Origin of the sequence: Pleomorphochaeta sp. DL1XJH-081 (genome assembly GCF_049310885.1) — a bacterium.
Taxonomy (GTDB): Bacteria; Spirochaetota; Spirochaetia; order Sphaerochaetales; family Sphaerochaetaceae; genus CAYZJV01.
The window spans coordinates 49,813-75,378 of record NZ_JBMDYO010000001.1; the positions used below are offsets into that span (position 1 = coordinate 49,813).

Genomic DNA, 25,566 nt, shown 5'->3' on the forward strand with positions numbered 1-25,566 from the left:
TCCTCACGGAACCGGGAAAACGTTACAGGTAGAGTGGTCAATGTAATAATTGCAGTTCGCAGTAATCTACAACCGTAAAGGAGTAAAAAATGCCAGATACGGAAAGAGGGAATATCAATTTCATAATAGCTCACAAGATTTTTAAAGAACAGAATTCGGAACTAATAGACGACCAGTTTGCAGAAGAACTCATCGAGATAAATACTGTCTCAGAACTTTTTGTGGACAGCTTTAAAAAAGCACATAACGTCCGACAGGGAGTTCAGTATGGAGTGTTCATTGCTGACCAGAATGTTTATCCTGTCCAAAAATTTGTGCGTGATTATTGCAATAGTATGAACTCTGAATCATTTCTTGCTTTTTCGAAAAAAATTGGCAAGCATCTAAAAAAATGCTTGAAAGACGATAAACGATCTGCAGGCGGTTATCTTATAATATTCGACTACTCAGATGAAGTACGAGGTCACGTAGTTGCAATTGCTTTAATGACTGACAAGGCAAACAGTGGTATTGATGCGGAAACATTAAAATTCACGCAGAGCATGACTCTGGATTTGCAACACATGCATGTTGCAACTACAGTCATGATAGATAGATTATTACAAAATGAGGATGCCATAAACCATCTGACTTTTATGACTGGATTAAGGAATATCTCCAGTTTGTACAAGACAAATTTCATCGGATGTGATAATATCCAGCTCAGTGCTAAAGCCACACGGTCAGCTCTGGATGCAGTCGAAAACTACCTTAAGCATGAAAGAGGATATAGCGATACTGAAATGAATGTTGCAAGAAGGAGTATAGTTGAATATTTCGATAGTAATCCATTCGAAGTAACTATACAAGAAATGAAAAATATCGTTCTTCCAAACCCTGATGATCAAGATAAATTTGATGAGTTTGTTGCTCGGGAACAGCTAGAACTCTCTTCGAGTTTCAAACCAAATAAAATTTCGTATAAGCCATGGAAGAAATTTTATTATAAAAAATCAGGTATAATAATTGATATAGATGCAAGCAAAGTAGATGATGAGACCGTAACCTATGATGTAGAGGAAAGCCAGCTAGTTATTAGTGACCCCTCAGGAGACTTACTTAGAGAGTATAAAAGATTCATTTACGAGGCCGAACCGGGAGAATAAGAATGCCTACAGAAATGGAAATGATGCAAGAACAATTCTCCATTCTCTTCAGACATGTGATTAATATTGATTACGATGATAATAATCTATTAATAACGTTCAGCTTTTTGGACATTAGAAACGCTCTCCCAAAGTGTGAAACACTTTTTGATAAAAACAATAACATTAACATTGATGGTAGAGAATATGAGCCAGTCTTTAATGAACTTCCTACAGACGGCGATAGAGTTACTATCCTTACTTCATCGGCAATCTTAAATAAAGCGCAGATATTCAGTGCAAATGATTTTGCTACATCCACAAGAAAATACGTGAAATGGTTGGCAACTGATTCGGAACGAGCTAATCTATCCGGCTGGAAATTTCTAATCGGACAAGAATATATTAATGAAATGCCACAGGTTTTTATTGATGCACAAGAATGTTTCTCTGTTTATAAAAAGTTATCCAAATTGGCAGACCATAAGTTTTCAGGAACAATGGCATTCCTGTGTAGCAAGACCATTTTAGAAGTGCCTAGCAAATTCAACGAAAAGTGTGTTTATAAATTGGACAATGCAAGTGAGTTTCTTAATACCAACTATGACAACTCAACTCCCGAAGGGAATATTTTCAAATCAGTGTTATATGATAACTTATCTAAAGTTGATAAGAAGGATAGACTTGAAAAATTCTTCTCACGATTCGATATCATTATTCAAGAATTCAAAGTCAGTTGTAGCATTCACTATGATAAATATAATCTAAACCAATTAAAAAAGAATTTAGACGAATCTTTCATATCACTCAATGATAAGATTAAAAATTCTGTAGAAAATGTGAAAGGCGAGCTAATATTGATTGTATCAATGGCGTTTGCATTATCACAGTTCGACCTTGAGTGGAGTGGAAGCATTGTGAAAAACATAATCATCTTTGCTTCACTACTTCTCGCTTCAGTTATTTATTCATTCCTTATACATTTTGACAAGAAATCTTTGCTAAATCTGGGAAAAATTGTAGATGCTGAAAATGAGAGATTGAATGAAATTTTGGTAGAAGAGAGATTTGAAAGTGAAAAAACTAAAATGATATCAGAAGATGTTAAACTCCTAAAAGAAAACATAGATTCTCATTCAAGGTTTCTTACTTTCTGTTTGTTTTCAATTTGGTTGCCCTTATTAATTCTAATTATTGGAATCGTAATTATATATTTTACTGGATTACTTGATACGAACAGCACCTGTTCTTTATTGACCCACAACATTGCACTTTGACTTCATCATTTCTCCTTCTTATACCAGATAACTCAGGTAAGTTCTCAATATAGTAAAACTTCTAATTCTTTATTATTCATCAAAGTAGTACTGTTAATGTAATTATTTGTGAAATAGTCATCATTCTAGATTCACAGACATATCAAAAACTAACTTTCCGACTTTCAATTGGTGTCACACCGAGTGACACCAGTTATGACACCACTTGTGACACCAATAAATATGGAATATAATGGAACAATAAGGAATATTATGATATAGTCTTAAATATACATGATAAGGATTTAGTAGTATTAGAGAACAGTAAGGAATGTTAAATAATTACTTGCTTACTGCTTGAGGTGCTAGTGGGCGAGAGCTTGTGCTGGTTCAAGTCCAGTCTGCCGCAACGACTTAAACCCTTATCATGAAATAACATGGTGAGGGTTCTTTTTTGCTTGAGATCCCTCACGCTGAGGTGTGACACCATTAAGATTGGTGAATTTCATGCATTTCCTTGAAGGCTCTTCCTTGTATAAAAGACTCGGTATACTCGCTTGGGAAATCAAGATTCCTTCACGAGTGTAAAATCAGCCCTCTTCTCCTCTTTGGAAACACTTTTGATTTGCACTTTAACCGCATCACCTACACGATAGACCTTGCCGGTATTCTTACCAGTAAGGGTAAACTCATCCTTATCAAATTCATAACGGTCTCCTTTGAGCTCGGAGACATGAACCAATCCCTCTATGACATAATGGGATAGCTCTACGAACATACCAAAACTCGCCATACCTGAAATAATGCCATCATACGTCTCTCCAACTTTTGTTGAAAGGAACTCCATGGACTTGAGTTTGATAAACTCCCGTTCAGCTTGGGTTGCACGAATCTCCCGTTTTGAACATTGATCACATATCTTCTGGAGTCTCTTTTCCAATGCATCGGTTTCAGTTTTCTTCAGGGACGACTTATCCTTCTCCTGTAGAGCGTAATATTTGAGTAGACGATGAACGACAAGATCAGGATACCTTCTGATTGGAGAAGTGAAGTGGGTATAAGCATCGAACGCCAACCCAAAGTGCCCATTGTTCTTCGTAGTATAGAATGCCTTAGTCATCGATCTCAGTGCTACTTTCTCCACATAATATTTATAGTCGAGGTTTTCAATAATATCGAGAATCTTCCTATAGTCATCCGATTCGACTTCTTTTCCCAGTTGATACTTCAAACCTAGCCTTTCCAGAAGTTGCAGGAAGCTCTTTATAGCTTGATCCTCTGGTTTTTCATGTACTCTATAAACGAAGGGCTTGTCATTCTTCTTTGTTACCTGTGACTCGATATGATTGGCGACAATGCGATTTGCTATAAGCATGAACTCTTCAATGAGTCGATTCGCCTCTATCCTCTCCCTCGGACGGATTGCATATGGAACTCCCTGATCATCTAAAGAGATTGCGGGTTCGGATATGTCGAAATCTATGGAACCCATCTCCTCTCTTGCCTTACGAAGAATAAGGGAGAGCATAACCATGAGATGTATGGTTTTCGCATACTTATGCTCTTTTCCTTCGATAATTTCCTCAACCTCCTCGTAGGAAAAGCGGGAAGCACTTCTGATTACCGTCTCCCTGATCCTATAATTATGCACAATACCTCGACTGTCGATCTCCATGATTACTGAGAATGCTAGGCGATTGGTTTTTGGCTTTATACTGCAAAGGTCGTTGGATAATCTTTCGGGAAGCATGGGAATCACGTTATTCACGAAGTAGACAGACGTCCCTCTCCCAAAAGCTTCTCTATCGATTGAGGATCCTTCGATAACGTAGTGGGAGACATCCGCGATATGAACTCCCAACTCAAACCGCCCAGTGTCCAATTGGACGAGGGAAATGGCATCATCAAAATCTTTTGCAGATTCAGGATCGATGGTGAAACACGGAATTGATCGAAAATCTTCCCGTCTCTTTAATTCAGTCTGCAGATCAAACTTTTTCAATCCAGAAACGTCTCTTATTACCTGCTTGGGGAAAGGGATGGTCAGATCGTTGTTGCGAGCAACCATAAGGAGATCCATTCCCTTGTTATCCGGTTTTCCCAAGATGTCGATAACATCGCCCCTGAAGAGATGGTCAGATTCATTCCATTGGGTCCTGACCACTACCACAAGATCATCATTCTTAGGTCTTCGTCCATTCTTCAATGTAGAGAAAGAATCTTTTCCGATTATAATCGGGCTGTTATAGCGTTCATCGCTGGGAATTACCGTCGCTCCTTCAGAACCACTTCTATATACACCAATAATCTCTCGTCGGTGCAAGGTAAGTATCTTGAGTACTCTACCCTTAGGATTCTTTTTCGGCAAACGTTGGACTATCTCAACCTGGACCATATCTCCATCCATGGCATTCTGCATATTCTCAACCGGGATGAAAATGTCTGCTCCTTTTTTTACGGCGACAAAACCAAATCCCTTAGCATGGACAGACAAGTTGCCCTTGATAGTCTTACGCTTGGGTTTCTTTGGTGTAGGTGCATTCTTAGTTGTCTGTTTGTTACCTTGTTTTCCCATGTTCTTCGCCATTTTGGTACGCTCCTAGAGGTATATGGTAACATGCCCCACCCGCTTCACGCCATGGGACATGCCATACAATCGAGAACAAAAATCATGGAATAACCGTAGATGTGATCACCAGATCCTGATCTGTCCTCCAGCGAAGACGCTCAATTTGTCTGTAATCGTGCTCACACCTAAACCACCGTATACCGTGAAATTAGGATTAATGAGGTAATTCAATCTTGAGTCCAATTCAAATGATAATTTCTCTGTTCGTGTAGTGATAAAATTTACGCTAATAGTCCCATTAGCCCACCAACGGTAATCTTCAGGTAAATAGGTAACTGTTCCGGTAGTTCCCACAGTGGCATTGAAACTAGGACTCAAACTAGTGTCTAAACCAACACGTATTCCGGCATCGGCGTTCAAATGGAGGGTTTCATCAATCAAGAATTCCGCGTATTCACCATAAAGGTAAAGGGAACCATTAAAATCAGTTGAACTCGTGATGAAACCTTTCGTGTAAATCAACCCAGGAACAAAACGAAGAGCAGCCATCCAACCTTTCCTCAAACCAGCATACCTAGCCACATCAAATTGATATTTCTGACTATGATCAATCAGAATCAACTCATCTGTCTTTTCAGGAATACCCATTGCTTGGGCAATAGATCGGTAATAGGAAAGCCAATTCTGGCTATAATCGTCGCTAAACCCATTTGTTATCTGTTGCTTATTATACATAATCTCAGCAACTTCCCGGACCATCTGTTCAGTTGGCGTAATATTCAAATGCTCCATTATAGTTTCGATTGTTTTTAACATTGAAATACTATAGATACGCCCAATACCAACTTCACCATAAACAGATAAGTCTAAACTTGCTGTAGAGGTTCCGGAGAATGGGAGATTAGCATTTACATCGAAATCTATTCCTGAACCCCAAAAACTAGGTATTCCACTGAATTCAAGGGTATAGCTACGATAGCTGGGGCTTGTATCGAGATCAAAAGTAAAACTGGTATCTGTAATCTGGATATAGGCATCAGCAGGAAGATCCATGTCGGTATCAAGTGTCTGACGGTACCAGCGGTACTCACCATCCATGCCCAACGCCATTCCAAACGATGTTGTTGGAGTAAAATTGATATTCAACTGGATAATGTCGTCAGGAAATCTTGTTGTCCCCAATGACCCCAAATACAAGTACGTATACTCTTCGGGTACCACCAAATCGTATAGATTCGCAGATGGTCCTGCAAAGAGCGAGAAGCCCAATGCAAGGACCAGGAACAAAACAACGACTCTCTTTCTCATAGTTCGCATCCCCCTTCCTGGCTAAGACTGCAACTGTCATACCATGCATAATAGTTTTTTGTCTTTTTTCCAGTATTGGAGATAGAACCTACAAAATCAACCAAAATTTTTACAGATTCGTCATTCTACGAGTATTTAATTTCCTATTAAGCTGCTTTCTCATGTCAGCTTATAAAATTTCAGACGGTCGCTTTCGTCGCACCGGTGGTGATACCACCATCTACCAACAGGATCTGACCGGTGATGTACTCCGACTCCTTGGATGACAAGAATACGATACTGCCATCTAGATCATGCGGTTGTCCCGGACGTCCGACAGGAATCCTGTCGACGATATACGCCAACCATTCTGGATTATCATATAATTTCTGTGTCTGTGCAGTCTTGAACCATCCTGGAGCCAAACAGTTGACTGTTATACCATCCTTACCAAATTCATCTGCCATCGCCTTTGTCATCTGAAGTACACCACCACGGCTAGCAGTATACGGAACAATTCCAGCATATCCGAAAACAGAGGTAACCGAACCAATATTGACGATCCTTCCATATCCCTGCTGTATCATCCGTGGGACGACTGCCTTAGTTACAAAGAAGGGTCCTCTCAGATTGGTTTCGATTATAGTATTCCAATCGTCCCAAGAGACATCCAAGACCGACTTTCTGATATTACATCCAGCATTGTTCACCAGGATTTCCACCGGACGACCTCGATCTGCTAAGAACTTGGAGAATTTATCTATACTTGCCTCACTACGTACATCCAAATCGACAGCGGTAGGCTGGACTCCCCCAGCCTCCACAATCTTACCAATAGTTTCAGCACAATCTTCTTTCTTTCTCGCCGTAAGGATCAACTCGGCACCTGCTTTGGCCAAAGCCAAAGCCATGAATTGCCCAAGACCACGGCTACTTCCGGTGACTATTGCGGTCTGTCCACTAAGATCAAAATATGTGTTCGACATAAAAGACTCCTCATTAATCGAGTTATTTCAGGGCATTATGGGTGAAGGACAACTTTTATGAGTTGCGGATCACCCTTCATTAGTCGTGCAAACAGCTGGGGAGCCTCTTCAAGAGTTCCTGTTTCGGAAATAATAAGGTCCAAAGGAATCTTACCCGAATCCAACAATGCCAATGCTGCAGGGAATTCTTCCCTTATGGCACAGCTACCCTGGATACGAATCTGCCCTGCGACTATTCTTTGAAGCGGAATATTTACTTGCTTTGAGAGGTTTCCGATTACGGTAACCGTACCACCGCGTCTAACTGCCGCTATAGCATCCTGAATGGTCTTTTCATGTCCTACCGCCTCCAGAATAGCATCAGCTCCTCGGCCATCTGTAAGGCCTGAACAAACATCGACGAGCGACGATTCGGTAGGATTGACTGTATGCGTTGCACCACAAGCGCGGGCTAATTCAAGCCTTTTGTCAGAAATGTCGGAAACCACGATATTCGCACAACCCGATTTTACTAACGAAGCAACAACCATGAGACCGATTACACCAGCGCCTATAACAGCAACAGTATCGCCTTGGGATATAGGTGTCAGCGATACGGCGTGCATAGCGACAGCCAAAGGTTCCGTTATTGCCGCCGCATCGAATGAAAGGCTATCCGGCAACCTGTAGAGAATATGTTGGGGGATAACTACATATTCGGCGAAAGTTCCATTCCTTCTGTATTCGTCACACGAAACACCAAGAACTTTCCGTCCATCGCTCAAATTGTACCACCCTCTACGAGTAAACCAATCATCCAGTCTGAAAATCGTTGAATCGAAGGTCACCCTATCTCCGACTTTCCAAGCTGTGACTCCTTCACCTATTTCAGCGATCTCGCCGGAGGCTTCATGCCCCATGACAATAGGAGGTATTCGTCGACCGGTAGAACCGTCTACTCCATGAGCGTCGCTTCCACAGATGGCGCTACTTTTTATCCTTACTAAAACTTCTCCTGCCTGGGCAGTCGGTTTAGGAACATCTTCCACAACCAAGTTGTTGTATTCCTTGAGTACCAATGCTTTCATTTTCAACTCCTATTTTTGAGGATTCACTAGAAATGAGAGTCTCTTCCCATCCAAGAACTCCACTACGGATTGCGCGGACAGCATTTGCATAGCGATTTTTCCATTATCGGAATCTGAACCTACGTGAGGGCTCACTTCAATATTTAACCCTTCTAAGGGAAGCTGTGGATACTGCCACACTTCATCCAATCCATACCCCCACAGGGTACCACTCTTCACTGCGTTGTATACTGCCTGATTATCTACCAGATGACCTCTTGCACAGTTAATGAGTGTGGTAGTGGAAGACATCATCGCCAACTCCCGTTGGCCGATAATCGTGGATTCTCCGGAGGCATGTATAGTGATGAAATCGGCTTTACCACACAGTTCATCCAAGGAGACATACCTTACACCGTTCTCCTTCGCCCATTCTTTGTTGGGATACGGATCATACGCAATAACATCCATCTGATAACCTGCAAGAAGCTCGAAAACCCGTCTTCCAATAGTACCGGTTCCAATGATTCCCAAGGTCTTCTTCGAAACATCCATTCTAGATGGACCAAACTTCGTTTTGCCTAAAGAAGCTCGTTCATGTTGCAGTTTCCGTCTACCTGCGATACTCATGATTGAAGTTACCGCCCATTCCGCAGTAGGAGGAGCACTAGCTCCGGGAGTATTGGTCACCTGAATTCCCGCGTCGGTAGCTCCCTGGAGATCCACACTCGATACACCGATGCCATAACGGGCTATAATACCTAAAGAACCGCCAGCCTTCGGCCCTACCGCTTTAAGGACATCGGCTTCATATTTTTCCAAATCGGCGATCACGGCAACAGCATTGACGAGCTCCCCTGAGGTCATTGCTTCCAACGGATTTCGTGTACAACGGAATTCGAGTTCCAGTCCATGTCGCTTTGCGGCATCTTCCAGCATCTGCTTGGCTTTTCCCTCATTCTCCACCTTTGCAACGGGAGCATCGAGAAAACTGGTAGCGAAAACTATGATTTTTCCAGACATTGTAATTTATTTCCTTTCTTCTATGATAGCGAAAGTATAGAAGCTGAATACCATGCTGTCAATTGAAATCACTATCTGATATTTCAGTTAACAGATACCTCTTTATCAATAAAACAAGAGTCGTACACTCGAAACAGTCAATCTGGAAGCTTTTTGAAGAGCCCTCCATTGATGATGTGGTGATAGCTCATAGATAGATGTGTTTCTAACAATCCAACGACATCTGCTGAATGCATCTCTAGATAATTGACGATACTTCGATGCACATCCAATGTATTGAAAGTTGAGTATTCTAGTCCAACTTCATAGCGGAAACTCATACTCAAATTCATATTGACTTCTCGGTAGAACTTGGTAATGAAAGAATTGTTTGCTAGATTGCAGAATGCGGTATGGAACTCTCTATCCAATTCAATGTACTGGAGCTTCTTTGCCCGCAACTTCTCAGGCGATTCCTTCCCGGTAGGTAACGTCTTAGCCATACTATCTACAATTTCTTTCAATATAAATATTTCCTCGTCCTTTACATGAGAATATATGGTCCTTGCAACATGTAACTCAATCATCCTCCTGGCCTCAAGGGATTCTAAAACTTCAGCTTTTCGTGGAGTCCTTACAACACAGGAAGATCTTGGTTTAATGATTACTAATTGTTCTGCAGCCAGTTGCTTCAAGGCATCCCTCACAGGCATGGTGCTCACATTCATCTCGGATGCTAATTGTTTGATATTCAACTTCTCCCCATACCGGATGATACCTCTGATTATCTTGTCCGCAAGGTAGGAATATACATACTCACTCAGACTACCAGAGCCCATCTCTACCGATGCTGACCCATGGTCTTCTCTGGTCTCTCCGACGCGTTTCTTCTCTTTTGCACCCATCCGATACTCCATGCAACAATTAATATATTTCTTCATTGACACCTTATGTATCCCATGATAATCTGAAATATCAGTTTATGAAGGAAGTGCCATAATTATTCTAAACGCAGATGGCATTACTTACAAGGAGGAAATATGAAAACGAAAAAGATTGTTGCGATCCTGGTGTTGTCCCTTGTGGCGCTCACAGTGATTCCATCAATGCTCTTTGCAGCAGGACAAGCAGAGAGTTCCGTCACTACGCTTAAAGTAGCCAACTACTTCGCAGCAGACCATCCACTCAACAAGAATCTTGAGGAAGTCTTTAAGAAGACTGTTGAGGCTGAGACAGATCTGGTAGTAGAAATCTATCCCGCCAACCAGTTGGGAGCAGAACCCGAGTTCACCGAAGGTGTCATGATCGGTAATATCGAGATGGCAGTCACTGGCAATATGTGGGAAATGTACAATGAAGAGATTTCATTCGTCCAGTTGCCCTACATCTTCACCAGCATGGACCATGCCTACGATACGATGAATGGCGAGTTGGGAAGAAAGGTATATGAAGAATTGTTCAGACCTATCGGAATCGATGTCCTGGGATTCTTCTCACAGGGTGGACGTGCTCTTTCGAACAATGTAAGACCGATCAACTCTCCCGCAGATACTTCTGGAATCACCATGAGGACCTGGCAGGGAACTACCATCATCGAAATCATGGAACGCTTTGGATTCGATGTTACGGTCATGTCGATGGATGAATTGTTCACCGCTTTGCAGCAGGGTGTCGTCGATGCACAGGACAACCCTATCTCAGCGACCTATCATCAGGGTTGGTTTGAAGTCCTCGACTATGTCTCTGTGACAAACCATATCATCTCCCCCAACTATTTCGTCATCAATGCGAAGGTATTCGATGGTCTGTCCGAAAACGACAGGGAAGTCGTAGCACGAGCTGCAGCGGCGACAACTGAAAAGACCCATAAGGATATCCTCGGTGACGAACAGAGAATCGTCGACCTTATCCAGGATGAGATGGGTGTCGAAGTACTCTATCCGAATGTAACTCCTTTCATGGAAAAAGTTCTCCCCATGATCGATGCTTTCAAGGAGAAATTCCCCGAAGTCCGCGATCTTATCGAAGAAATCCAGGAGTCGGGCAAGTCCTATCTCTAAACAATGAATCTCATTACACACAGCCCCCATCGGGGGTTGTGTGTATATGTCCATGAATAAGGAAGTAACGGATGGAACTGTATTTTAAAATCATCGATTGGATTGCGAAGATCGTTGCCAAATTCCTGATCGCACTCATAGTCTCCTTGGTTGCGATCGTTTTCGCGAACATCGTACTCAGGTATATGGGAAGTTCCATACGATGGGCTGACGAAATGGCTCGTCTGCTCTTTGTATGGACCTCGTTCTTAGGTATGTATTTTGCCTATAGCCGGAATCTCCACCCATCGTTCACACTAATCGTGAATAAGGTTGGTACGAAGAATCCCAGAAGAGGAAAAGTCATGTTAGTACTAACACATGTTCTGGTTTTGGCATTCCTTCTCATCGTCCTCTATGGTGGAATCATCTATATCAATCTGGCAAAGATCCAGACCACCGCGGTACTCCGCCTATCTGTAGGTTGGATGTATGCCGCAGCTCCGGTCTCCATGTTTCTTATGATATTGGAGACTCTCCGAAAATTCTTCCTTCTTTCACGTGCGGACAACTCCCAGTTGTTCCTCGATAAAGATAGCGATCTACAAGCAGGGTTATAATATGGAAACAGTAATTTTCTTTTTAGTCGTTCTATTCATAACCATATTGATAGGGCTTCCAATTGGATTCGGAGTGGGAATCACTGCTGTTTCCGTGATGTTCTTCCTCGATATGAGCAATATCATGATGATCGCCAGGCGTTTGATAACTGGAGTCGATATCTACACACTGCTAGCGATCCCATTTTTCATGCTTGCTGGAGAAATCATGAACAAGTCTGGTATCGTAAAAGACTTGCTTCATTTCTCACGGGCATTGGTAGGTCGATTTGTCGGTGGGTTAGCCCATGTGAATGTATTGATGAGCATGTTATTTGCCGGTTTGAGTGGATCTTCAGTCGCAGACACTTCGGCAATCGGTTCTATCCTTATCCCGATGATGAAGGAAGAGGGTTATGACAAGCCATTTTCTGTCGCCATAACCTGTTCTTCTTCCTTGATCGGTGTAATCATACCCCCAAGTATCCCTATGATCATCATCGGTTCAATTGCTCAGATTTCCATCGTCAAACTCTTCCTAGGTGGAGCCATCCCAGGCATACTCGTAGGATTGGCACTTATGGGACTCTCCTATTACTATGCAAAGAAAAGGAATTACCCAGTAGGCGAAAAAATCGGATTTACTGAATTCCTTGGCGTAACCAAACATACGTTTTGGGCACTGATACTCCCCCTTATCATTCTCGGTGGTATACTCAGTGGCTTGTTCACTGCAACGGAAGCTGGTGCCATCGCTGCTGTATATGCAATGATAGTCGCCCGTGTCGTCTACAAGGTAAAGTGGAAGGAATATCCTAATATCCTTCTCACCGCAGCCATTAATACGGGTATCGTAATGCTCATCTGTGGAACAGCAATGGCCCTTACCTGGTATCTCGCAACTGCACAGGTGCCCCAGCACCTCACTAAATATATGATGGCTGTAACCGAGAACAAGTGGGTCTTCCTATTCGTCCTCAATATCATGCTCTTTTTGGTGGGAACCGTTATCGACCTTACCCCATCCTTGTTCCTTCTTGTACCGATCCTCCTTCCAGTGAGTACCTATTTCGGAATCGACCCTATCCATTTTGGTGTTATTATGGTCGCAAACCTTTCAGTTGGATTGATCACTCCACCGGTTGGAACGGTTCTCTATGTAGGAACTACGATAGGCGGCATAGAATTGCATACGTTGGTTAAAGAACTATTGCCAATGTATTTTGTTCTGTTCATGACTGTTATGTTAATCACATATGCTCCACCATTGGTATTGTGGTTACCGTCGCTCTTCTAAAGATTTACACATACATGAATTGATAGATCAAAAATAAGCAGGACAAAGGTAGCAGGATGAAAAAGATAGAATGGGATCGGGATAACGTGGTGGCGAGAATTCTTTCTCCCATCACCATTCCGAAAATGGTACGTGTAAGACAAAATTTCGATTCAAGCAGGCTCGAGAAGATCGAGGTCACCGTTGACCATGAGATACGTAAGTCGTCCTGCGCCGAAAAGATTACATCTGGTATGCGCATAGCAGTCGCTGTAGGCAGCAGAGGTGTTGCTGATATCGATCGAATTACCAAACAGACCGTCGATACCCTTAAATCCCTTGGAGCGAAACCGTTCATTATCCCAGCAATGGGAAGCCATGGTGGAGCAACCGCTGAAGGTCAGAGGGGAATCCTTGAAAGTTTTGGAGTCACTGAAGAACGGATGGGTGTGAAAATTGAAGCGAGTATGGAGGTTGTCCGTATCGATACTCTTCCTGATGGTCGTGAGGTGTTCATCTCAAAGAATGCAGCGGAAGCCGATGGTATAATTCTGATAAACAGGGTTAAGCCTCATACCGCATTCCGTGGCAAATTCGAGAGTGGGCTCGTCAAGATGATGGCTATAGGATTGGGAAACCAAAGTGGAGCTGCATCCTGTCATGCACAAGGTTTCAAGAAAATGGCCGAGAATGTCCCTCTCTATGGCTTGTCTGTACTTGAACACAGTCCTGTCTTATTCGGTATTGCAGTCATAGAGAATGCCTTCCATGAAGTCTCTCGAATCGTGGCAGTACCGAGGGAGCATATCGAGGAAGAAGAACCACTTTTGTTAGAAGAAGCCAGATCCAAGATGGCTAAGATCTACATATCCGACATCGATGTGCTGATTGTAGATGAAATAGGAAAGAACCATAGTGGTGATGGTATGGATCCCAATGTCACCGGTAGCTATAGTACGCCCTATGCCGAAGGACCTCCCCTTGTGCTCAGATACGTCGTACTCGACGCAAGTGAAGAGACCCATGGTAACTCTTTGGGTGTTGGAAGAGCCGATTTTACCACAAAGAGACTCTTTGACAAGACCGACTTCGATGCAATATATCCCAACTCACTCACTTCCAAAGTCCCGCTAGTCAGCAAAATGCCTATGGTACTTACTTCTGATGCTTTGGCAATCAAGGCGGCTATCATGACATGCGAGACAGAAAAGCATGAGGAGGTTCGGGTAGTACGCATACCAAGCTCTTCACATGTAGAAGAGATCTTGGTTTCAGATAATTTGCTTGAAGTTGTGCGAAACAACCCAAATTTAGTCGAATTAGGGCCTCCCGAAGAGATGGTCTTTGACAAAAATGGAAACCTTTTCTAGCTGATATGTTTTCAGGTCGGGATGCTGTTTTGATCATCTGAATTCATACAGCATCTCGAATTGGTTTATATGGTTCTGCCAACCTTGCACCATCAAATACTGTTGTAATCTACTCGATTCTTCGACATTTGTTACGCTGAAAGTTTTCGATTCTGTCAACTGCGACAACCCTTCGAGTATACAACCATACAGAGAATCGGGATATTCGGTTGCCAGTCCTAACTGGGGTATATCACCCTTGGTTCTGTGGATCACACCATATGCAATCACCTTATCATTGTCCATTACTTTCACAGCTGAGAGTTGTTCCCAGTTGTGGAGCACTGAGGGAACGTCGTTTTGCCAAGATGGTTCATGAGACAACATTTTTTGATGATCCAATTTTTCGAATTCTTCCCTATCTAAAGATTCGAAAGAACATGGCAAATCGCAAGAATTTTTTTGCACTAACCTCTTTTCCATGCGGTAACAACGGAAAAATCGACGATCTGAGAAACCAGCTCTCAAATAGAGTTTCTTTGCAGCTTGGTTATGCTCAAGTACTTCAAGAAGAAAACGATCAACGCCTATCCTTGCTGCATCCTCAAGTATCCATGAAAGCATACCAGAAGCTATTTTATTCCCCTGATATTCGGGAATCACCCCTGTCCCACCATCATAGAGAGTCGCTCAATACGTAGTGTTCCGATACCCACAGAGGATAAAACCAACTAGGTTTCCATTATCGAAAGCTCCCACAGAACGATCAAGCAATAGATCCCTCGTCCTCATCATCTCCAACAAAGAGTCGGTTGTAAGGTGGAGAGGGATCTCATACTCGCTGAAAGCTTCAACAAAGGTGGTACGAAGTACTTCTATAGAAATATTTTCCAATGTGGAGTAATGCATGATCCTAATCTATCCGTTCAATTTCGTTTGTACCAGTTACAATACCTTCCTTTGCCTTTACCCTTCTGGCATCACGGTAGATCACTGGGGAAGCACCGAAAAGATAATCGTCCTCGAATGCTGTTCGTTCCATTTTGATGAGTTCCTGGGCAATGGAGGTCATATTACGGCGGAATTCGGGAGAATTGATTTCCTGGACCGTCTTTCCTCGAGACTTTCTATAATGACTATAATGTTTCCAGAGACTATTGGTAATTTTCTTCGTATTCGACGGCTTACGCAGAATATCCAATACTGAAGACTTGAATTCAGCAAGGAAGTTTTCCTCTTTCTTCAGGTTGACCGATGCCAGGCGTTTTCCCATCTCCCTAGCCCAAGTGTTGTCCAATTCCTGGCAGAGAAATTTCAGTCGATACCATGATTCATAGACATCCTGCATGGTTTTCAGCTCAACAGAACTGAACCAATGGAAAGCCAACAAGCGCCGTCGCCAATCCCACCATTTCAGCGGACTTTGCAGATCCGTTGAAGGAATGAGGAAGTACCCCTTCTCTAAAAGCAACGCGCCGAAGACACCAGGAGGATTACCCCTTCTCTGGTTTTTCAACGTAGTCCTATAGACACCACAAGATGGACTGCCATCCATATAGACAAATGCGACTGTATCACATCGCTCAAGGGTACTCAGACATACCTGACAACCGATTTTCATGGCTTCGGTGACATCGGCACTGCCACGGTTCTTAACGCGCGCTTGGTCAGCCCATACGGCATTGCCATCGCCACCGGACAGATGGACCGGATTGCGCGGAACACCAAGACCAGCCATACATTCAGGACATACGGGACACCAGATGAAGTCATTCTTCTCACGCCCCAAATCCTTCAGCACATCGATACCTCTCCCATTGTAACGAATAGGACTTCCCATACAACAGGAACTGATACCGATTCTGATCTTCTCTGTAATAACAATAGTCGATTTGTCCATGATACCTCCATCAAGGGCAGCCACCGTTACCGCTGCCTAGTATTCCACAACAATTGATATCTTACTGATCTTCAATGCGAACTCTTTAAACCAGCACCACAGAATGGAAGTACCGTTGTCTCTTGGGTATCTAGCAAACCTGAATCCAACGCACAAAGATAACCGGCATAATTAGCTGCACTGGTCAACTCAACATACACACCCTTCTTCGCCAATGCATTCCTAGCATCGAGAATATCATTTTCCTGAACAGTCACGAACGATCCCCCAAGTTCCTTCATCATCTGGAGTATCTCACTCCCCCTTGCGGGAGCTGCACTCGCTATACCTTCAGCCATTGTAGGAGCGGTTGGAACTTGGTGGATCTCAAGTGAGCCTGCCAGGAAAGCGGCTGCCAGAGGGGCACAATTGGCAGCCTGTACAGCAACAACTTTTGGATACGTTTCTATGATTCCCCATTGTCGGAATTCCTTTAGTGCAATTGAGACACCCATCAAGAGGGTTCCATTTCCTACGGGGAGAACCAAAGCTTCTGGCAGACATCCGAGAGTCTCGTAGATCTCATAGAGGTAGGTTTTCGTCCCTTCCCAGAAGAACGGATTATAAATATGGCTTGCATAGTATGATCCCGTTTCCTTCACAAAATGCAAGGCTGCATCGGCAGTATCTTCCCTACTACCCTCAATCTTATGTACCGTCGCACCATGTGCAATAATCTGTTCAACCTTCTTGTCACTAGTATGGGCTGGCACAAAAACATCGCAGTCGATTCCTACCCTCGTACTGTAAGCTGCTATTGCGGTTCCGGCATTACCACTACTATCAACGACACAATTTTGCACCCCCAGATCGCACATCAGGGCTACAAGCACAGCTGCACCCCGATCCTTAAACGATAAGGTCGGCATGTAATAATCGGCCTTACCCCACACCTGTGATCCTACAGAAATCAGCGGAGTGCTACCTTCTCCCATTGTTGTCCTTGTTATTGCTTTAGAGGATATGGGAGGCAACGCAGAAGCATATCGCCAGAGGGATGGAGCAACTACGGCCGATTCTAAACGAGAGAAATCGATAGGGGCTTTTACATAATCTACATGGAATAAACCACCGCATTCGCATTGAAAGCGTGTTGTTTCTATAGGATATGTTCTTCGACAGAGGCCACAGACATACTGCATACATGCTACCCTCTTCTTGTTATTTTGCCTCTGATTATATATCATCACCAAGAGGTTGCCTATGCAAATTTCCCAATTGGACACTCCAGCATTGCTCATAGAAAAGAGCATCATGGAAAAGAACATAAAACGCATGCAAGAACTTGCCAACCAGTGGCATGTATCACTACGTCCCCATACCAAAACCCATAAGACTCCCGAAATTGCCAAGATGCAAATCGAAGCAGGAGCACGAGGCATAACCGTCGCAAAGACTGGAGAGGCTGAAGTCATGGCTAATGCAGGTATTAATGACATATTCATTGCCAATGAAATCGTGGGAAGTACCAAACTGAAACGAATCCGGAGACTCTGCGAAGAGGGGAAAAAGATCTCCTTCGGACTCGATTCGATTGAAGCACTCGAACAGATCATCCAAGTATTCGACAAAAAAATTCCCGCCCATATATTGATCGAGGTAGAGACCGGAGACAAGAGAAGTGGGGTCACCGACGAGCATACCTTCATCGAAATACTGAAGGTATTGAAGGAAGAGCCTGCTATCGAATTCGAAGGTATTTTCAGTCATGAGGGGCACACCTATAGTGCTCCCGATACGGCAACTGCAAGTCGGCTGTTCCTGCTGGCACAAGAGGATACGCTCCGGTACGTGGAAATTGCAAGACAACATGGCCTGTCGTGCAATCGTGTAAGTATTGGATCTACACCTGGAATAACCAGTGCACATCTCCACGGTGGTAAAATTCTTGATGGGATCACAGAAATCCGTCCAGGGACCTATATATTCATGGATGCGGGACAAGCAAAGGTCATAGGTTCGTATAGGCAATGTGCAGCTACCGTTCTTGCAACCATTATCTCGAAACCAACTAAAGATCGGACCATTGCAGATGCCGGTGCGAAAGCACTTACCATGCAAAGTCGCATGAGTGGAATCTGCCAGACAGAGGGTAAAGGAACCATACTGGAACCTTTGGAGACTGTAGTCTCGAGTGTCTATGACGAACATACGATCTTCACCGACAACGCGCTACATGAAGCGGTCTCGATTGGTGATACGGTACGGATTATACCAAATCATATTTGTCCTGTGGTGAATCTCTATGACCAACTATATATTGTCGATGGAGAAAAGGTCGTATCTACATATCGGATAGCGTGCAGGGGAAAGACAACCTGACCGATCAGTCGAGGAAATAGGGAAGACGGCTACGTCGCTCCATGAGCAACGTATCGGACCATGTGCCATCGGCAAGCCGGCCAATCCTCTCCCTTCTACCCACAATACGGAATCCGCATGCTTCATGGAGTGCTATACTTGCTAAGTTCTCTACCAGAACTACCGATTGCAGCATCCAGTAACCCGATTCTTCGGAATTACGGATAAGTATATCCAATAATTGTCTGCCAATCGATCGGCCTCTAAAGGCTTTTGCGACATAAATTGAGACTTCGGCTACACCACGATAGGCTGCCCGACTACTTACAGGAGAGAGCGCCGCCCACCCGAGAATGTTACCATCTCCGTCTTCAGCAACCAATCTACAACAGGAAATATGGGTGGCGTCCCACTGCGCAAAACTGGGAACCTCGTTCTGGAAAGTCGCAAATCCGGTATCTATCCCCTCTTTAAAGATAGTCGCTACCTGAGGCCAATCCTGATTTCGCATCTCTCTGATATCCATGGAAAACTAGCATACAAAAACTTTGCTATAATTTAAAGAGGACTACTCAAGGTTATCAAGCTACTCTCCAGCTTCTTTCTTCTCCTCTTTTTTCTCTTCACGGGAGGCAACCTCTTCCTGAATCCGCTCTATCTTCTGTTGAAACTGATCTCGCTTCTGTTTGATCTTCTCTTTATCGCCATCAGCTTCTTGTTCATCCAACTCTTCCAACTTCTTGACGAGTTTTTGTTCCTCTTTGCGTAGTTGTTCAATACTCTCAGCCTCTTCTGCTTTATCGAAAGCCATCTCCTCAATAGCAGTTGATTCTTTCGCGTCCATCTTGGCTGTCTCTATATGCTTGGGTATATAGCGATGCTCGGAGGGGAACTCCCGTCTGTCCATAACCGATGGTGATGCAATTTCTATCTCCTGGGCATGCAGTGTATCCAAGACAGTCTTGTGGAGATCGCTCGTCTTGCTCAACCGTTCGGTAAACTCCTCAAGCAATCCATATACACGATATTGCACTGCATGATCGAGTAACTTTTCTACGAATACAAAAGGATCTTTTAACCCAACTGTTTGCGCGGCCTTTTTAAGTGCCTCTTCAACTGAACCATGAGGAACGTCATAACCGATAGAGACTCCTATATTGATAAATGTTCCGCCCCTCCTGGTAACCTTCACCGCCTTATTTACCAATAGCAGATTCGGTATACTGACCACATCTCGAGTAATGGTTTGAATCTCTGTATGGAATATGCCAAAATCGGTAACCCTTCCAACCATATTCTCAATTTCGATGAAATCACCTGCCCTGAATTCATGCATCATCCTAAGCATGATTCCTGCCATGGCATTACCTACCAATGTGGTAGAAGAGAGCGCTATCACAGCACTGAGCAAAACACCCAAGACGCTGAGGATTTGGCCCTTGACTTCATGTTCAATGGGTAAGAATCCTATCGCAAGAAAGAGTCCAAGTAGTACGATAGCGAAGGTCAACAGTTGCCTATGGTAGGGAAAGCTATTGCTTGAGGCTTTCTTGATAGATCTATTGAACAGTATCTGTATCAAAGTGACCAAAACAACAACAGATACGACAACCAGTGCGGAACCAAGAAATTCCATTGGCTTCATAAAAGTACCCTCCTAGAGTTGGTAAATCTTCTTCCAATCCCTGCGAAATCCTTTTGTGGCATCCCCCAATTGATACTGCTCATTCAATCCAGAAGTCCATACCGATCCATCCGATTTCAAGATTACTGCATGATCTCTACCTGCATCCATATCCAGAGCATCTTCGAATATCGGCACGAATCCAACTGTCTTTGAATTACTAGCGGTCGTTCCAATACCAAATTGCCCATACTTATTACTTCCAGCCGCTAACACGGTCCCTTCATAATCCAATAGGTAAGTATTGTAATATCCAGCTGCGATATCGGTGCAATCAGCGGCAACCTTGACCAGACGATTGGTGGAGTTGGTATTCCCCAACTGACCCTGCGAATTATCACCAGAAACCCATACAGTTCCATCTGTTTTCAACACGACAATGTGATTCCGTCCTCCAGCGACTTTCTCCACATTATTGGTAATATAGTTAGGTTTATTGGTGTTGTTGGTATGACCCAACGCCAATTGACCATAGGAATTATCGCCGAAACCATAAAGATCTCCATCTGTCGTTACTATGTAGGAACTATTGGCTTTATTGGAGAATACTTTACGTCCATTTTCAAAAATCTTTACTGGAGCTGTCCTGGATACGGTAGAACCATCTCCGATTTGCCCAGCTTGGTTAGCTCCGAATGCCCAGACCGTACCATCAGACTGTACATAGAGAGTATGTCCATAGCCTGCTCCGGCACTCACGACATTACTGGCGATATGATGAAGGTCGAGTTCGTTGATCCGTGTTCCATCTCCAATCTGGTAATCTTCATTCCTTCCACTTGCGGAAAGATCTCCATTCTCGCCGATATAGAGAGTATGGCCGAAACCACCTATTACCTCGAGGACCGAAGGTCTGATCGGTGTGAACGTTTTTCTATAATCGGTATCCCCTAGACTCAACTGCCCAAAAGAATTCACTCCCGTACCATACAGGATTGTCAAATCATCAATCGCGAAAGTATTAAAATATCCTGCATAGACCCTGGCACCTACATCTTCCGGTTTTGAACCCACAGGAATTGGGGTAGTAGCGGTCGGCAATGTAGCATGACCAGCTGTTCCCTTCTGTGAGATCTTGAACTCAACCGTTTTCCCATAATCCAAATCGTCGAGTACACCCAAGGCAAGGATGTACATGGTATCGTTTTCCATTCCGTATATGAAGGAATCGAAAAGGTTACTCCCGTCATAGTTTTCTGCGAGAACTTGTTCAGTGTCTCCCTGTAAGTCATATAGGGAAAGGTAGAGAGGTATCGTAGATTGAGTAAGGTGTGTGATTTCATAGTCTGTGTTCTTGGGAACAGAAAAGAGTATCATCGGCATTCCAGCGGACAATCGTACAGCGAAAGGCTCAGTAATCGAGGACAATTCCACCAACCCCTGAGAATCGGGTGTATATACATATGATGACTCTGGTTTTTGAACTATTGCCGCCACAGCTTCAGTAATATCCGGTCCATGGACGAACAGTCCTCCACGACCATCTGATCTTGCAAAGAAAAACTCATTCCCAAGGCTATCTAGGTCAGCGATCCACCTGAACTGAGTGTGATCTATCGGGTTGATCAACTCTCCGCGTTGCCAGGTCTCTCCAAGGTCTTTACTGGAAAGATAGTGGTACACTCGTGTCGCGGGATTCAGATACACAGCCGTTACCGTTCTATCAGCAGCCACCGCAATATGGATTGTTCCCACTGCATTTGTATCTGTTTTGATTGTCCCATCCCCATACATAGGCCAAAAGTCCGGTTGGGCTGAAGTCGCCTCTTTAATTCGCAGGATAGTCAGACCATCCCTATTGAAGGCTGCTATGTAGGCCAAATCCGGATCCAAGGGATCCACGGCAAGACCAAGCGGACCTCCCGACGATGGGGCAATACGTGTTGTATTCCAAGTATCCCCCCCATCTTTGGATATTGAAAGCTTGACTGCGAATTCATCATTGTTATCTTGGTAGACTGTATAGAGGTTGCCATGGGCAGATTTGAGATTACCAGAATAACCTGTAGAATTTGAATCTGTTGTTCGAGTAAAATCTAAGGCTGTGCTGTAGGACATACCCGCATCTGTAGAACGTGCGTAATTGTAGTCCCAATACCTGTCGTGACGATGGAACATGATATGGATAATACCATCATCATCGATTACCATGTCCTGTATAGAAGCATTTTCCGCTGCTCGGTTTATCTCAACGGGTGATGAAAAATGCCTTCCAGAATCAGCACTTGCGACAGTATAGATCCTACCCTCTTTGGCGAAACCTACAACGACCTGATCTTCGTTTGCCGCAATCCCTTGCACGGAACCTCCTGCAGTCCCTGGAATTGGAATATGCTGCCATGTCGATTCTTCGTGCATCCAGAGGTACCAGATATTCCCACGATGACTACCATGGGCAATATGGAGAGCATCATCTGTCGTGGAAAGAAAGATCCCATTTGAAGATGCGACTGTTGGCATATCACCGGCAACGTATCTTACGTGATTCGCAAAGTCATTGAGATTTGCAGCTGCTAGCATTGATATTATGAGCAAAAGGAACACACAAACCGTGACGCGTCTTCTTATCATCACGCTCCCCCCAATTGGCATAGTATGATCCTATTGTATGCCACTTATCATGCAAGTGGAACAAAAATTTGCAGAAAGAGACAATCAATCCTAGATTAGAAGAGTTTTCTCTACCCAATCGGCAATTTTCTTTCCCAGAATTTCATGAGCTTCACCGTCCAAATGAATACCGTCGGGTATCTTGCAAAAAACATGCTCGGAGGCATCAAAAAAAGCACAGTCCAGCTCCTTTGCAACCAATCGGTATTCATGTGCAAGTCTGACAGAGATCTCGTGTGCTCCGGTAAATGGTCCCTCTTCTACCCATTCGTTCACCTGTGGAGGAGCAATTATCCCAATCTTGGGAGTTTCGCCACTAATACCATAATCGCCAGCTTGTATCGTTTTTACCAACCGTTTCATACCGAGAGCGATATCTACGGCGAGAAGACCAAATCGGTACTTCGTATCATTGGTACCCAACATAATAAGAACAGCATCCAATGGTTTATGGCTTACGAGGCAAGGCACCAGGTAATCCAATCCGCTACGCCCTGGCTCCACAGGGTCCTCGAAAACTGTTGTGCGACCATTCATTCCCTCCACGATGATCCGATAGGAACTTCCCATAGCCTTTTCCATCACACTGGTCCAGCGGACATTGTAGGGATGCCGCTCTCCATTCTCCGGGTTGAAGCCCCATGTATTGGAATCTCCGAAACAAAGGATTTGTCTTGTCTCTTCTGTTGCCATTCCCTACTCCTTCCATTCTCCCAACTGACCGTAGTCATTAGCTCCCAAGGCTTTAAGGATGCCATCCTTTCCCAGAATGATTGAAAATCCGTCTCCAGCCGATATCATTCCAACGTCATTTCCAATCTTTGTCCAAACCTTGTATCCGGGATCACCGTCTTTCACCAACTGACCCGCACTATTGTCTCCGGTACCCCAGAGCGTACCGTTTGAATCGATGTACAATGAGTGTGTTGCAGCAGCTACCACTTCAACGACATCCTCTGCGACCAATACGGGAGTGCTCTGTGACGTGGTACCACCATCGCCCAGCTGACCGTTCCCATTGGATCCCATAGCCCATAGGCTACCATCTTCCTTTACGAACAATGTATGGGTTCCTCCCGCCGAGACCTTCGCTACGGCGGTATCGATACGCACGGGGTTGCTTCTCGAATTCGTCGAACCATCACCCAACTGACCGTCTTGATTCCATCCCATGGTCCAAAGACTTCCATCCTTTTTGATAAAGGCGCTATGATATGATCCGGCTGAAATACCCGTTACATTGTCGGTAATCCGCACAGGAGTACTTCTATTGGTGGTACTGCCATCTCCCAGTTGACCATCTTCGTTGTTTCCCATCGTCCAGAGGGTTCCATCCTCCTTGAGTATCATAGAGTGAGACCCTCCCGCGGATATGGCTACAACTTCTGCGGTTATCCGGATGGGAGAAGTTTTCGGAAATAGGGAACTGCTACCCAGTTGTCCTTCGTAGTTCGCTCCCATACCCCATGACACGCCATCATTGTCGACAAAGAGCGTGTGTCCACCACCAGCCGAAACCATTCTGACATCATGTGCGATAGCAACAGACTGCACCTGCCCGACTCGGTTGCCGTTACCCAACTGGCCGTTACCATTGTTTCCTACTGCCAACAGAGTTCCATCATCCAATAAAACCATACTGTGGTAGGAACCTGCATCGATTTGAGCTATCGGCTTTGCCCATTGCGCATAGAGCTCCATGGCGGCATAGCCCGTTATAATGATCTCTCCCGGGAGATATGATTCACCTTGGCCATCGGATTGGGTATTCCAAGCTACAAAGACATACCCTTCACGAATGGGTTTGTCGGCAACTTGAATCTCACTCTCTCCAGAGAAGACCTGTTCGGGTGGGAGAGAAAGATCATCTACCCCATCCACATGGTATACCAGAGCATAGGTAAGCTTCTCCCACCCAGCATATACGACAGTATCTTCTACAACCGATTGGTGCATATCGTACGGTTCAGTAAGTTCGGCATCGGCAAACCAGCCGGTAAATCTATACCCTTCTCTCTCAGGAACCACAGGTGCTTTGGGAACCTGTCCGTACGGTATCGTCATTTCCACCGACATGGTTTCCGGTATTCCCAGAATGAACTCGATCGAAAACAGCAATGGCTCCCAATGTCCATAGAGATTCAAATTCGTAGTGACCGGAGAAGAAAAGTCCCATTTCTCACCTCCAGAGATATCGGTATACCAACCAAGGAACTCATAGCCCTCTCTTGTTGGCTCATCAGGCATGTGAACTGTTTTTCCACGGGAGACCTCCTGAAGAAAAATCGGGGTCTCATTTTGGGCATCGAATGCAATTGATTGCTTTGAACAACCGACGATGAACAATACTAAAAAGACAACAAGACTTGCTAGGAATACTCTTTTCATTGATAGCTTCTCCTCGAAAACATGGCAACTCATCAGATAGTCTAACGGCAAGATACACTTATCTCAACAAAAAAGCATCCAGAGGAACAAAGGTCATCTCCAGATGCTTAT

At 44.1% G+C, this 25,566-nt stretch carries 22 protein-coding genes; 7 read left to right on the forward strand and 15 right to left on the reverse strand.

Annotated elements, in window-relative coordinates:
• Positions 1 to 89 precede the first annotated feature (89 nt).
• Together ACODJP_RS00245 and ACODJP_RS00250 are read left to right on the forward strand one after the other, a co-directional pair.
• Positions 90 to 1,145 (forward strand): nucleoid-associated protein, encoded by a 1,056-nt coding sequence (locus ACODJP_RS00245; RefSeq protein WP_422477261.1) that lies wholly within the window; start codon positions 90 to 92, stop codon positions 1,143 to 1,145.
• A gap of 2 nt (positions 1,146 to 1,147) precedes the next feature.
• Positions 1,148 to 2,401 (forward strand): hypothetical protein, encoded by a 1,254-nt coding sequence (locus tag ACODJP_RS00250; RefSeq protein WP_422477263.1) that lies wholly within the window; start codon positions 1,148 to 1,150, stop codon positions 2,399 to 2,401.
• 544 nt (positions 2,402 to 2,945) lie between these two features.
• Here the strand turns inward: ACODJP_RS00250 and rnr are convergent.
• The 6 genes from rnr to ACODJP_RS00280 form a co-directional block, all read right to left on the reverse strand.
• Positions 2,946 to 4,967 carry a ribonuclease R gene (gene rnr / locus ACODJP_RS00255; protein WP_422477265.1) on the reverse strand — a complete coding sequence of 674 codons (2,022 nt, stop codon included), beginning with the start codon at positions 4,965 to 4,967 and terminating at the stop codon, positions 2,946 to 2,948.
• A gap of 105 nt (positions 4,968 to 5,072) precedes the next feature.
• The gene (locus ACODJP_RS00260) at positions 5,073 to 6,257 is read right to left on the reverse strand and encodes a hypothetical protein (protein WP_422477267.1); all 1,185 of its coding nucleotides are present in this window, start codon (positions 6,255 to 6,257) and stop codon (positions 5,073 to 5,075) included.
• Between the two features lie 179 nt (positions 6,258 to 6,436).
• A complete protein-coding gene (locus tag ACODJP_RS00265; protein ID WP_422477269.1) occupies positions 6,437 to 7,222 on the reverse strand; it encodes an SDR family NAD(P)-dependent oxidoreductase in 786 nt (261 codons plus the stop codon).
• 35 nt (positions 7,223 to 7,257) lie between these two features.
• A complete protein-coding gene (locus ACODJP_RS00270; protein ID WP_422477271.1) occupies positions 7,258 to 8,289 on the reverse strand; it encodes a zinc-dependent alcohol dehydrogenase in 1,032 nt (343 codons plus the stop codon).
• Between the two features lie 9 nt (positions 8,290 to 8,298).
• Positions 8,299 to 9,291 carry an NAD(P)-dependent oxidoreductase gene (locus tag ACODJP_RS00275; RefSeq protein WP_422477273.1) on the reverse strand — a complete coding sequence of 331 codons (993 nt, stop codon included), beginning with the start codon at positions 9,289 to 9,291 and terminating at the stop codon, positions 8,299 to 8,301.
• A 137-nt stretch (positions 9,292 to 9,428) separates the two neighbouring features.
• On the reverse strand, positions 9,429 to 10,175 hold the full coding sequence (locus ACODJP_RS00280; RefSeq protein ID WP_422477275.1) for a GntR family transcriptional regulator: 747 nt from the start codon (positions 10,173 to 10,175) through the stop codon (positions 9,429 to 9,431).
• Positions 10,176 to 10,310: 135 nt separating this feature from the next.
• Between ACODJP_RS00280 and ACODJP_RS00285 the strand changes: the two genes are divergently transcribed.
• The 4 genes from ACODJP_RS00285 (at position 10,311) to ACODJP_RS00300 (ending at position 14,554) form a co-directional block, all read left to right on the forward strand.
• On the forward strand, positions 10,311 to 11,330 hold the full coding sequence (locus tag ACODJP_RS00285) for a TRAP transporter substrate-binding protein (RefSeq protein WP_422477277.1): 1,020 nt from the start codon (positions 10,311 to 10,313) through the stop codon (positions 11,328 to 11,330).
• 71 nt (positions 11,331 to 11,401) lie between these two features.
• Entirely contained in the window at positions 11,402 to 11,929 is a 528-nt protein-coding gene (locus ACODJP_RS00290) for a TRAP transporter small permease (RefSeq protein WP_422477279.1), read from the forward strand.
• Between the two features lies 1 nt (position 11,930).
• The gene (locus ACODJP_RS00295) at positions 11,931 to 13,205 is read left to right on the forward strand and encodes a TRAP transporter large permease (protein WP_422477281.1); all 1,275 of its coding nucleotides are present in this window, start codon (positions 11,931 to 11,933) and stop codon (positions 13,203 to 13,205) included.
• A 56-nt stretch (positions 13,206 to 13,261) separates the two neighbouring features.
• On the forward strand, positions 13,262 to 14,554 hold the full coding sequence (locus tag ACODJP_RS00300) for a lactate racemase domain-containing protein (RefSeq protein ID WP_422477283.1): 1,293 nt from the start codon (positions 13,262 to 13,264) through the stop codon (positions 14,552 to 14,554).
• A gap of 33 nt (positions 14,555 to 14,587) precedes the next feature.
• On the opposite strand, the gene ACODJP_RS00305 is transcribed toward ACODJP_RS00300, so the two are convergent.
• The 4 genes from ACODJP_RS00305 to ACODJP_RS00320 form a co-directional block, all read right to left on the reverse strand.
• On the reverse strand, positions 14,588 to 15,196 hold the full coding sequence (locus ACODJP_RS00305; RefSeq protein WP_422477285.1) for a GNAT family N-acetyltransferase: 609 nt from the start codon (positions 15,194 to 15,196) through the stop codon (positions 14,588 to 14,590).
• 27 nt (positions 15,197 to 15,223) lie between these two features.
• Positions 15,224 to 15,442 carry a hypothetical protein gene (locus ACODJP_RS00310; protein ID WP_422477287.1) on the reverse strand — a complete coding sequence of 73 codons (219 nt, stop codon included), beginning with the start codon at positions 15,440 to 15,442 and terminating at the stop codon, positions 15,224 to 15,226.
• A gap of 4 nt (positions 15,443 to 15,446) precedes the next feature.
• Entirely contained in the window at positions 15,447 to 16,433 is a 987-nt protein-coding gene (locus ACODJP_RS00315) for a DUF523 domain-containing protein (protein WP_422477289.1), read from the reverse strand.
• Between the two features lie 71 nt (positions 16,434 to 16,504).
• Positions 16,505 to 17,614, reverse strand: coding sequence for a pyridoxal-phosphate dependent enzyme (locus tag ACODJP_RS00320; protein WP_422477291.1), 1,110 nt, complete (start codon positions 17,612 to 17,614; stop codon positions 16,505 to 16,507).
• 61 nt (positions 17,615 to 17,675) lie between these two features.
• Between ACODJP_RS00320 and ACODJP_RS00325 the strand changes: the two genes are divergently transcribed.
• Entirely contained in the window at positions 17,676 to 18,794 is a 1,119-nt protein-coding gene (locus tag ACODJP_RS00325; protein WP_422477293.1) for an alanine racemase, read from the forward strand.
• Between the two features lie 4 nt (positions 18,795 to 18,798).
• Here the strand turns inward: ACODJP_RS00325 and ACODJP_RS00330 are convergent, their stop codons facing one another.
• The 5 genes from ACODJP_RS00330 to ACODJP_RS00350 all read right to left on the reverse strand — a co-directional run bounded on the left by ACODJP_RS00330 (position 18,799) and on the right by ACODJP_RS00350 (position 25,455).
• A complete protein-coding gene (locus ACODJP_RS00330; RefSeq protein ID WP_422477295.1) occupies positions 18,799 to 19,299 on the reverse strand; it encodes a GNAT family N-acetyltransferase in 501 nt (166 codons plus the stop codon).
• Between the two features lie 60 nt (positions 19,300 to 19,359).
• Complete coding sequence (locus ACODJP_RS00335; RefSeq protein WP_422477297.1) at positions 19,360 to 20,418, reverse strand: mechanosensitive ion channel domain-containing protein; 1,059 nt, start codon at positions 20,416 to 20,418, stop codon at positions 19,360 to 19,362.
• A gap of 12 nt (positions 20,419 to 20,430) precedes the next feature.
• A complete protein-coding gene (locus ACODJP_RS00340; protein ID WP_422477299.1) occupies positions 20,431 to 23,028 on the reverse strand; it encodes a hypothetical protein in 2,598 nt (865 codons plus the stop codon).
• Positions 23,029 to 23,118: 90 nt separating this feature from the next.
• Positions 23,119 to 23,760: an SGNH/GDSL hydrolase family protein gene (locus tag ACODJP_RS00345; protein ID WP_422477301.1), complete on the reverse strand. Its 642-nt coding sequence runs from the start codon at positions 23,758 to 23,760 to the stop codon at positions 23,119 to 23,121.
• 3 nt (positions 23,761 to 23,763) lie between these two features.
• On the reverse strand, positions 23,764 to 25,455 hold the full coding sequence (locus ACODJP_RS00350; protein WP_422477303.1) for an InlB B-repeat-containing protein: 1,692 nt from the start codon (positions 25,453 to 25,455) through the stop codon (positions 23,764 to 23,766).
• Positions 25,456 to 25,566 lie beyond the last annotated feature (111 nt).

Excerpts from the sequence above, each read along its gene's own strand:
- ACODJP_RS00245 (WP_422477261.1), top strand. The coding sequence starts at position 90 with ATGCCAGATACGGAAAGAGGGAATATCAATTTCATAATAGCTCACAAG.
- ACODJP_RS00260 (WP_422477267.1), bottom strand. The coding sequence starts at position 6,257 with ATGAGAAAGAGAGTCGTTGTTTTGTTCCTGGTCCTTGCATTGGGCTTC.
- ACODJP_RS00310 (WP_422477287.1), bottom strand. The coding sequence starts at position 15,442 with ATGCATTACTCCACATTGGAAAATATTTCTATAGAAGTACTTCGTACC.
- ACODJP_RS00265 (WP_422477269.1), bottom strand. The coding sequence starts at position 7,222 with ATGTCGAACACATATTTTGATCTTAGTGGACAGACCGCAATAGTCACC.
- ACODJP_RS00335 (WP_422477297.1), bottom strand. The coding sequence starts at position 20,418 with ATGAAGCCAATGGAATTTCTTGGTTCCGCACTGGTTGTCGTATCTGTT.
- ACODJP_RS00300 (WP_422477283.1), top strand. The coding sequence starts at position 13,262 with ATGAAAAAGATAGAATGGGATCGGGATAACGTGGTGGCGAGAATTCTT.
- ACODJP_RS00270 (WP_422477271.1), bottom strand. The coding sequence starts at position 8,289 with ATGAAAGCATTGGTACTCAAGGAATACAACAACTTGGTTGTGGAAGAT.
- ACODJP_RS00325 (WP_422477293.1), top strand. The coding sequence starts at position 17,676 with ATGCAAATTTCCCAATTGGACACTCCAGCATTGCTCATAGAAAAGAGC.
- ACODJP_RS00250 (WP_422477263.1), top strand. The coding sequence starts at position 1,148 with ATGCCTACAGAAATGGAAATGATGCAAGAACAATTCTCCATTCTCTTC.
- ACODJP_RS00290 (WP_422477279.1), top strand. The coding sequence starts at position 11,402 with ATGGAACTGTATTTTAAAATCATCGATTGGATTGCGAAGATCGTTGCC.
- ACODJP_RS00350 (WP_422477303.1), bottom strand. The coding sequence starts at position 25,455 with ATGAAAAGAGTATTCCTAGCAAGTCTTGTTGTCTTTTTAGTATTGTTC.
- ACODJP_RS00345 (WP_422477301.1), bottom strand. The coding sequence starts at position 23,760 with ATGGCAACAGAAGAGACAAGACAAATCCTTTGTTTCGGAGATTCCAAT.
- ACODJP_RS00295 (WP_422477281.1), top strand. The coding sequence starts at position 11,931 with ATGGAAACAGTAATTTTCTTTTTAGTCGTTCTATTCATAACCATATTG.
- ACODJP_RS00280 (WP_422477275.1), bottom strand. The coding sequence starts at position 10,175 with ATGGGTGCAAAAGAGAAGAAACGCGTCGGAGAGACCAGAGAAGACCAT.
- ACODJP_RS00320 (WP_422477291.1), bottom strand. The coding sequence starts at position 17,614 with ATGCAGTATGTCTGTGGCCTCTGTCGAAGAACATATCCTATAGAAACA.
- ACODJP_RS00285 (WP_422477277.1), top strand. The coding sequence starts at position 10,311 with ATGAAAACGAAAAAGATTGTTGCGATCCTGGTGTTGTCCCTTGTGGCG.
- ACODJP_RS00315 (WP_422477289.1), bottom strand. The coding sequence starts at position 16,433 with ATGGACAAATCGACTATTGTTATTACAGAGAAGATCAGAATCGGTATC.
- ACODJP_RS00330 (WP_422477295.1), bottom strand. The coding sequence starts at position 19,299 with ATGGATATCAGAGAGATGCGAAATCAGGATTGGCCTCAGGTAGCGACT.
- ACODJP_RS00340 (WP_422477299.1), bottom strand. The coding sequence starts at position 23,028 with ATGATAAGAAGACGCGTCACGGTTTGTGTGTTCCTTTTGCTCATAATA.
- rnr (WP_422477265.1), bottom strand. The coding sequence starts at position 4,967 with ATGGCGAAGAACATGGGAAAACAAGGTAACAAACAGACAACTAAGAAT.
- ACODJP_RS00275 (WP_422477273.1), bottom strand. The coding sequence starts at position 9,291 with ATGTCTGGAAAAATCATAGTTTTCGCTACCAGTTTTCTCGATGCTCCC.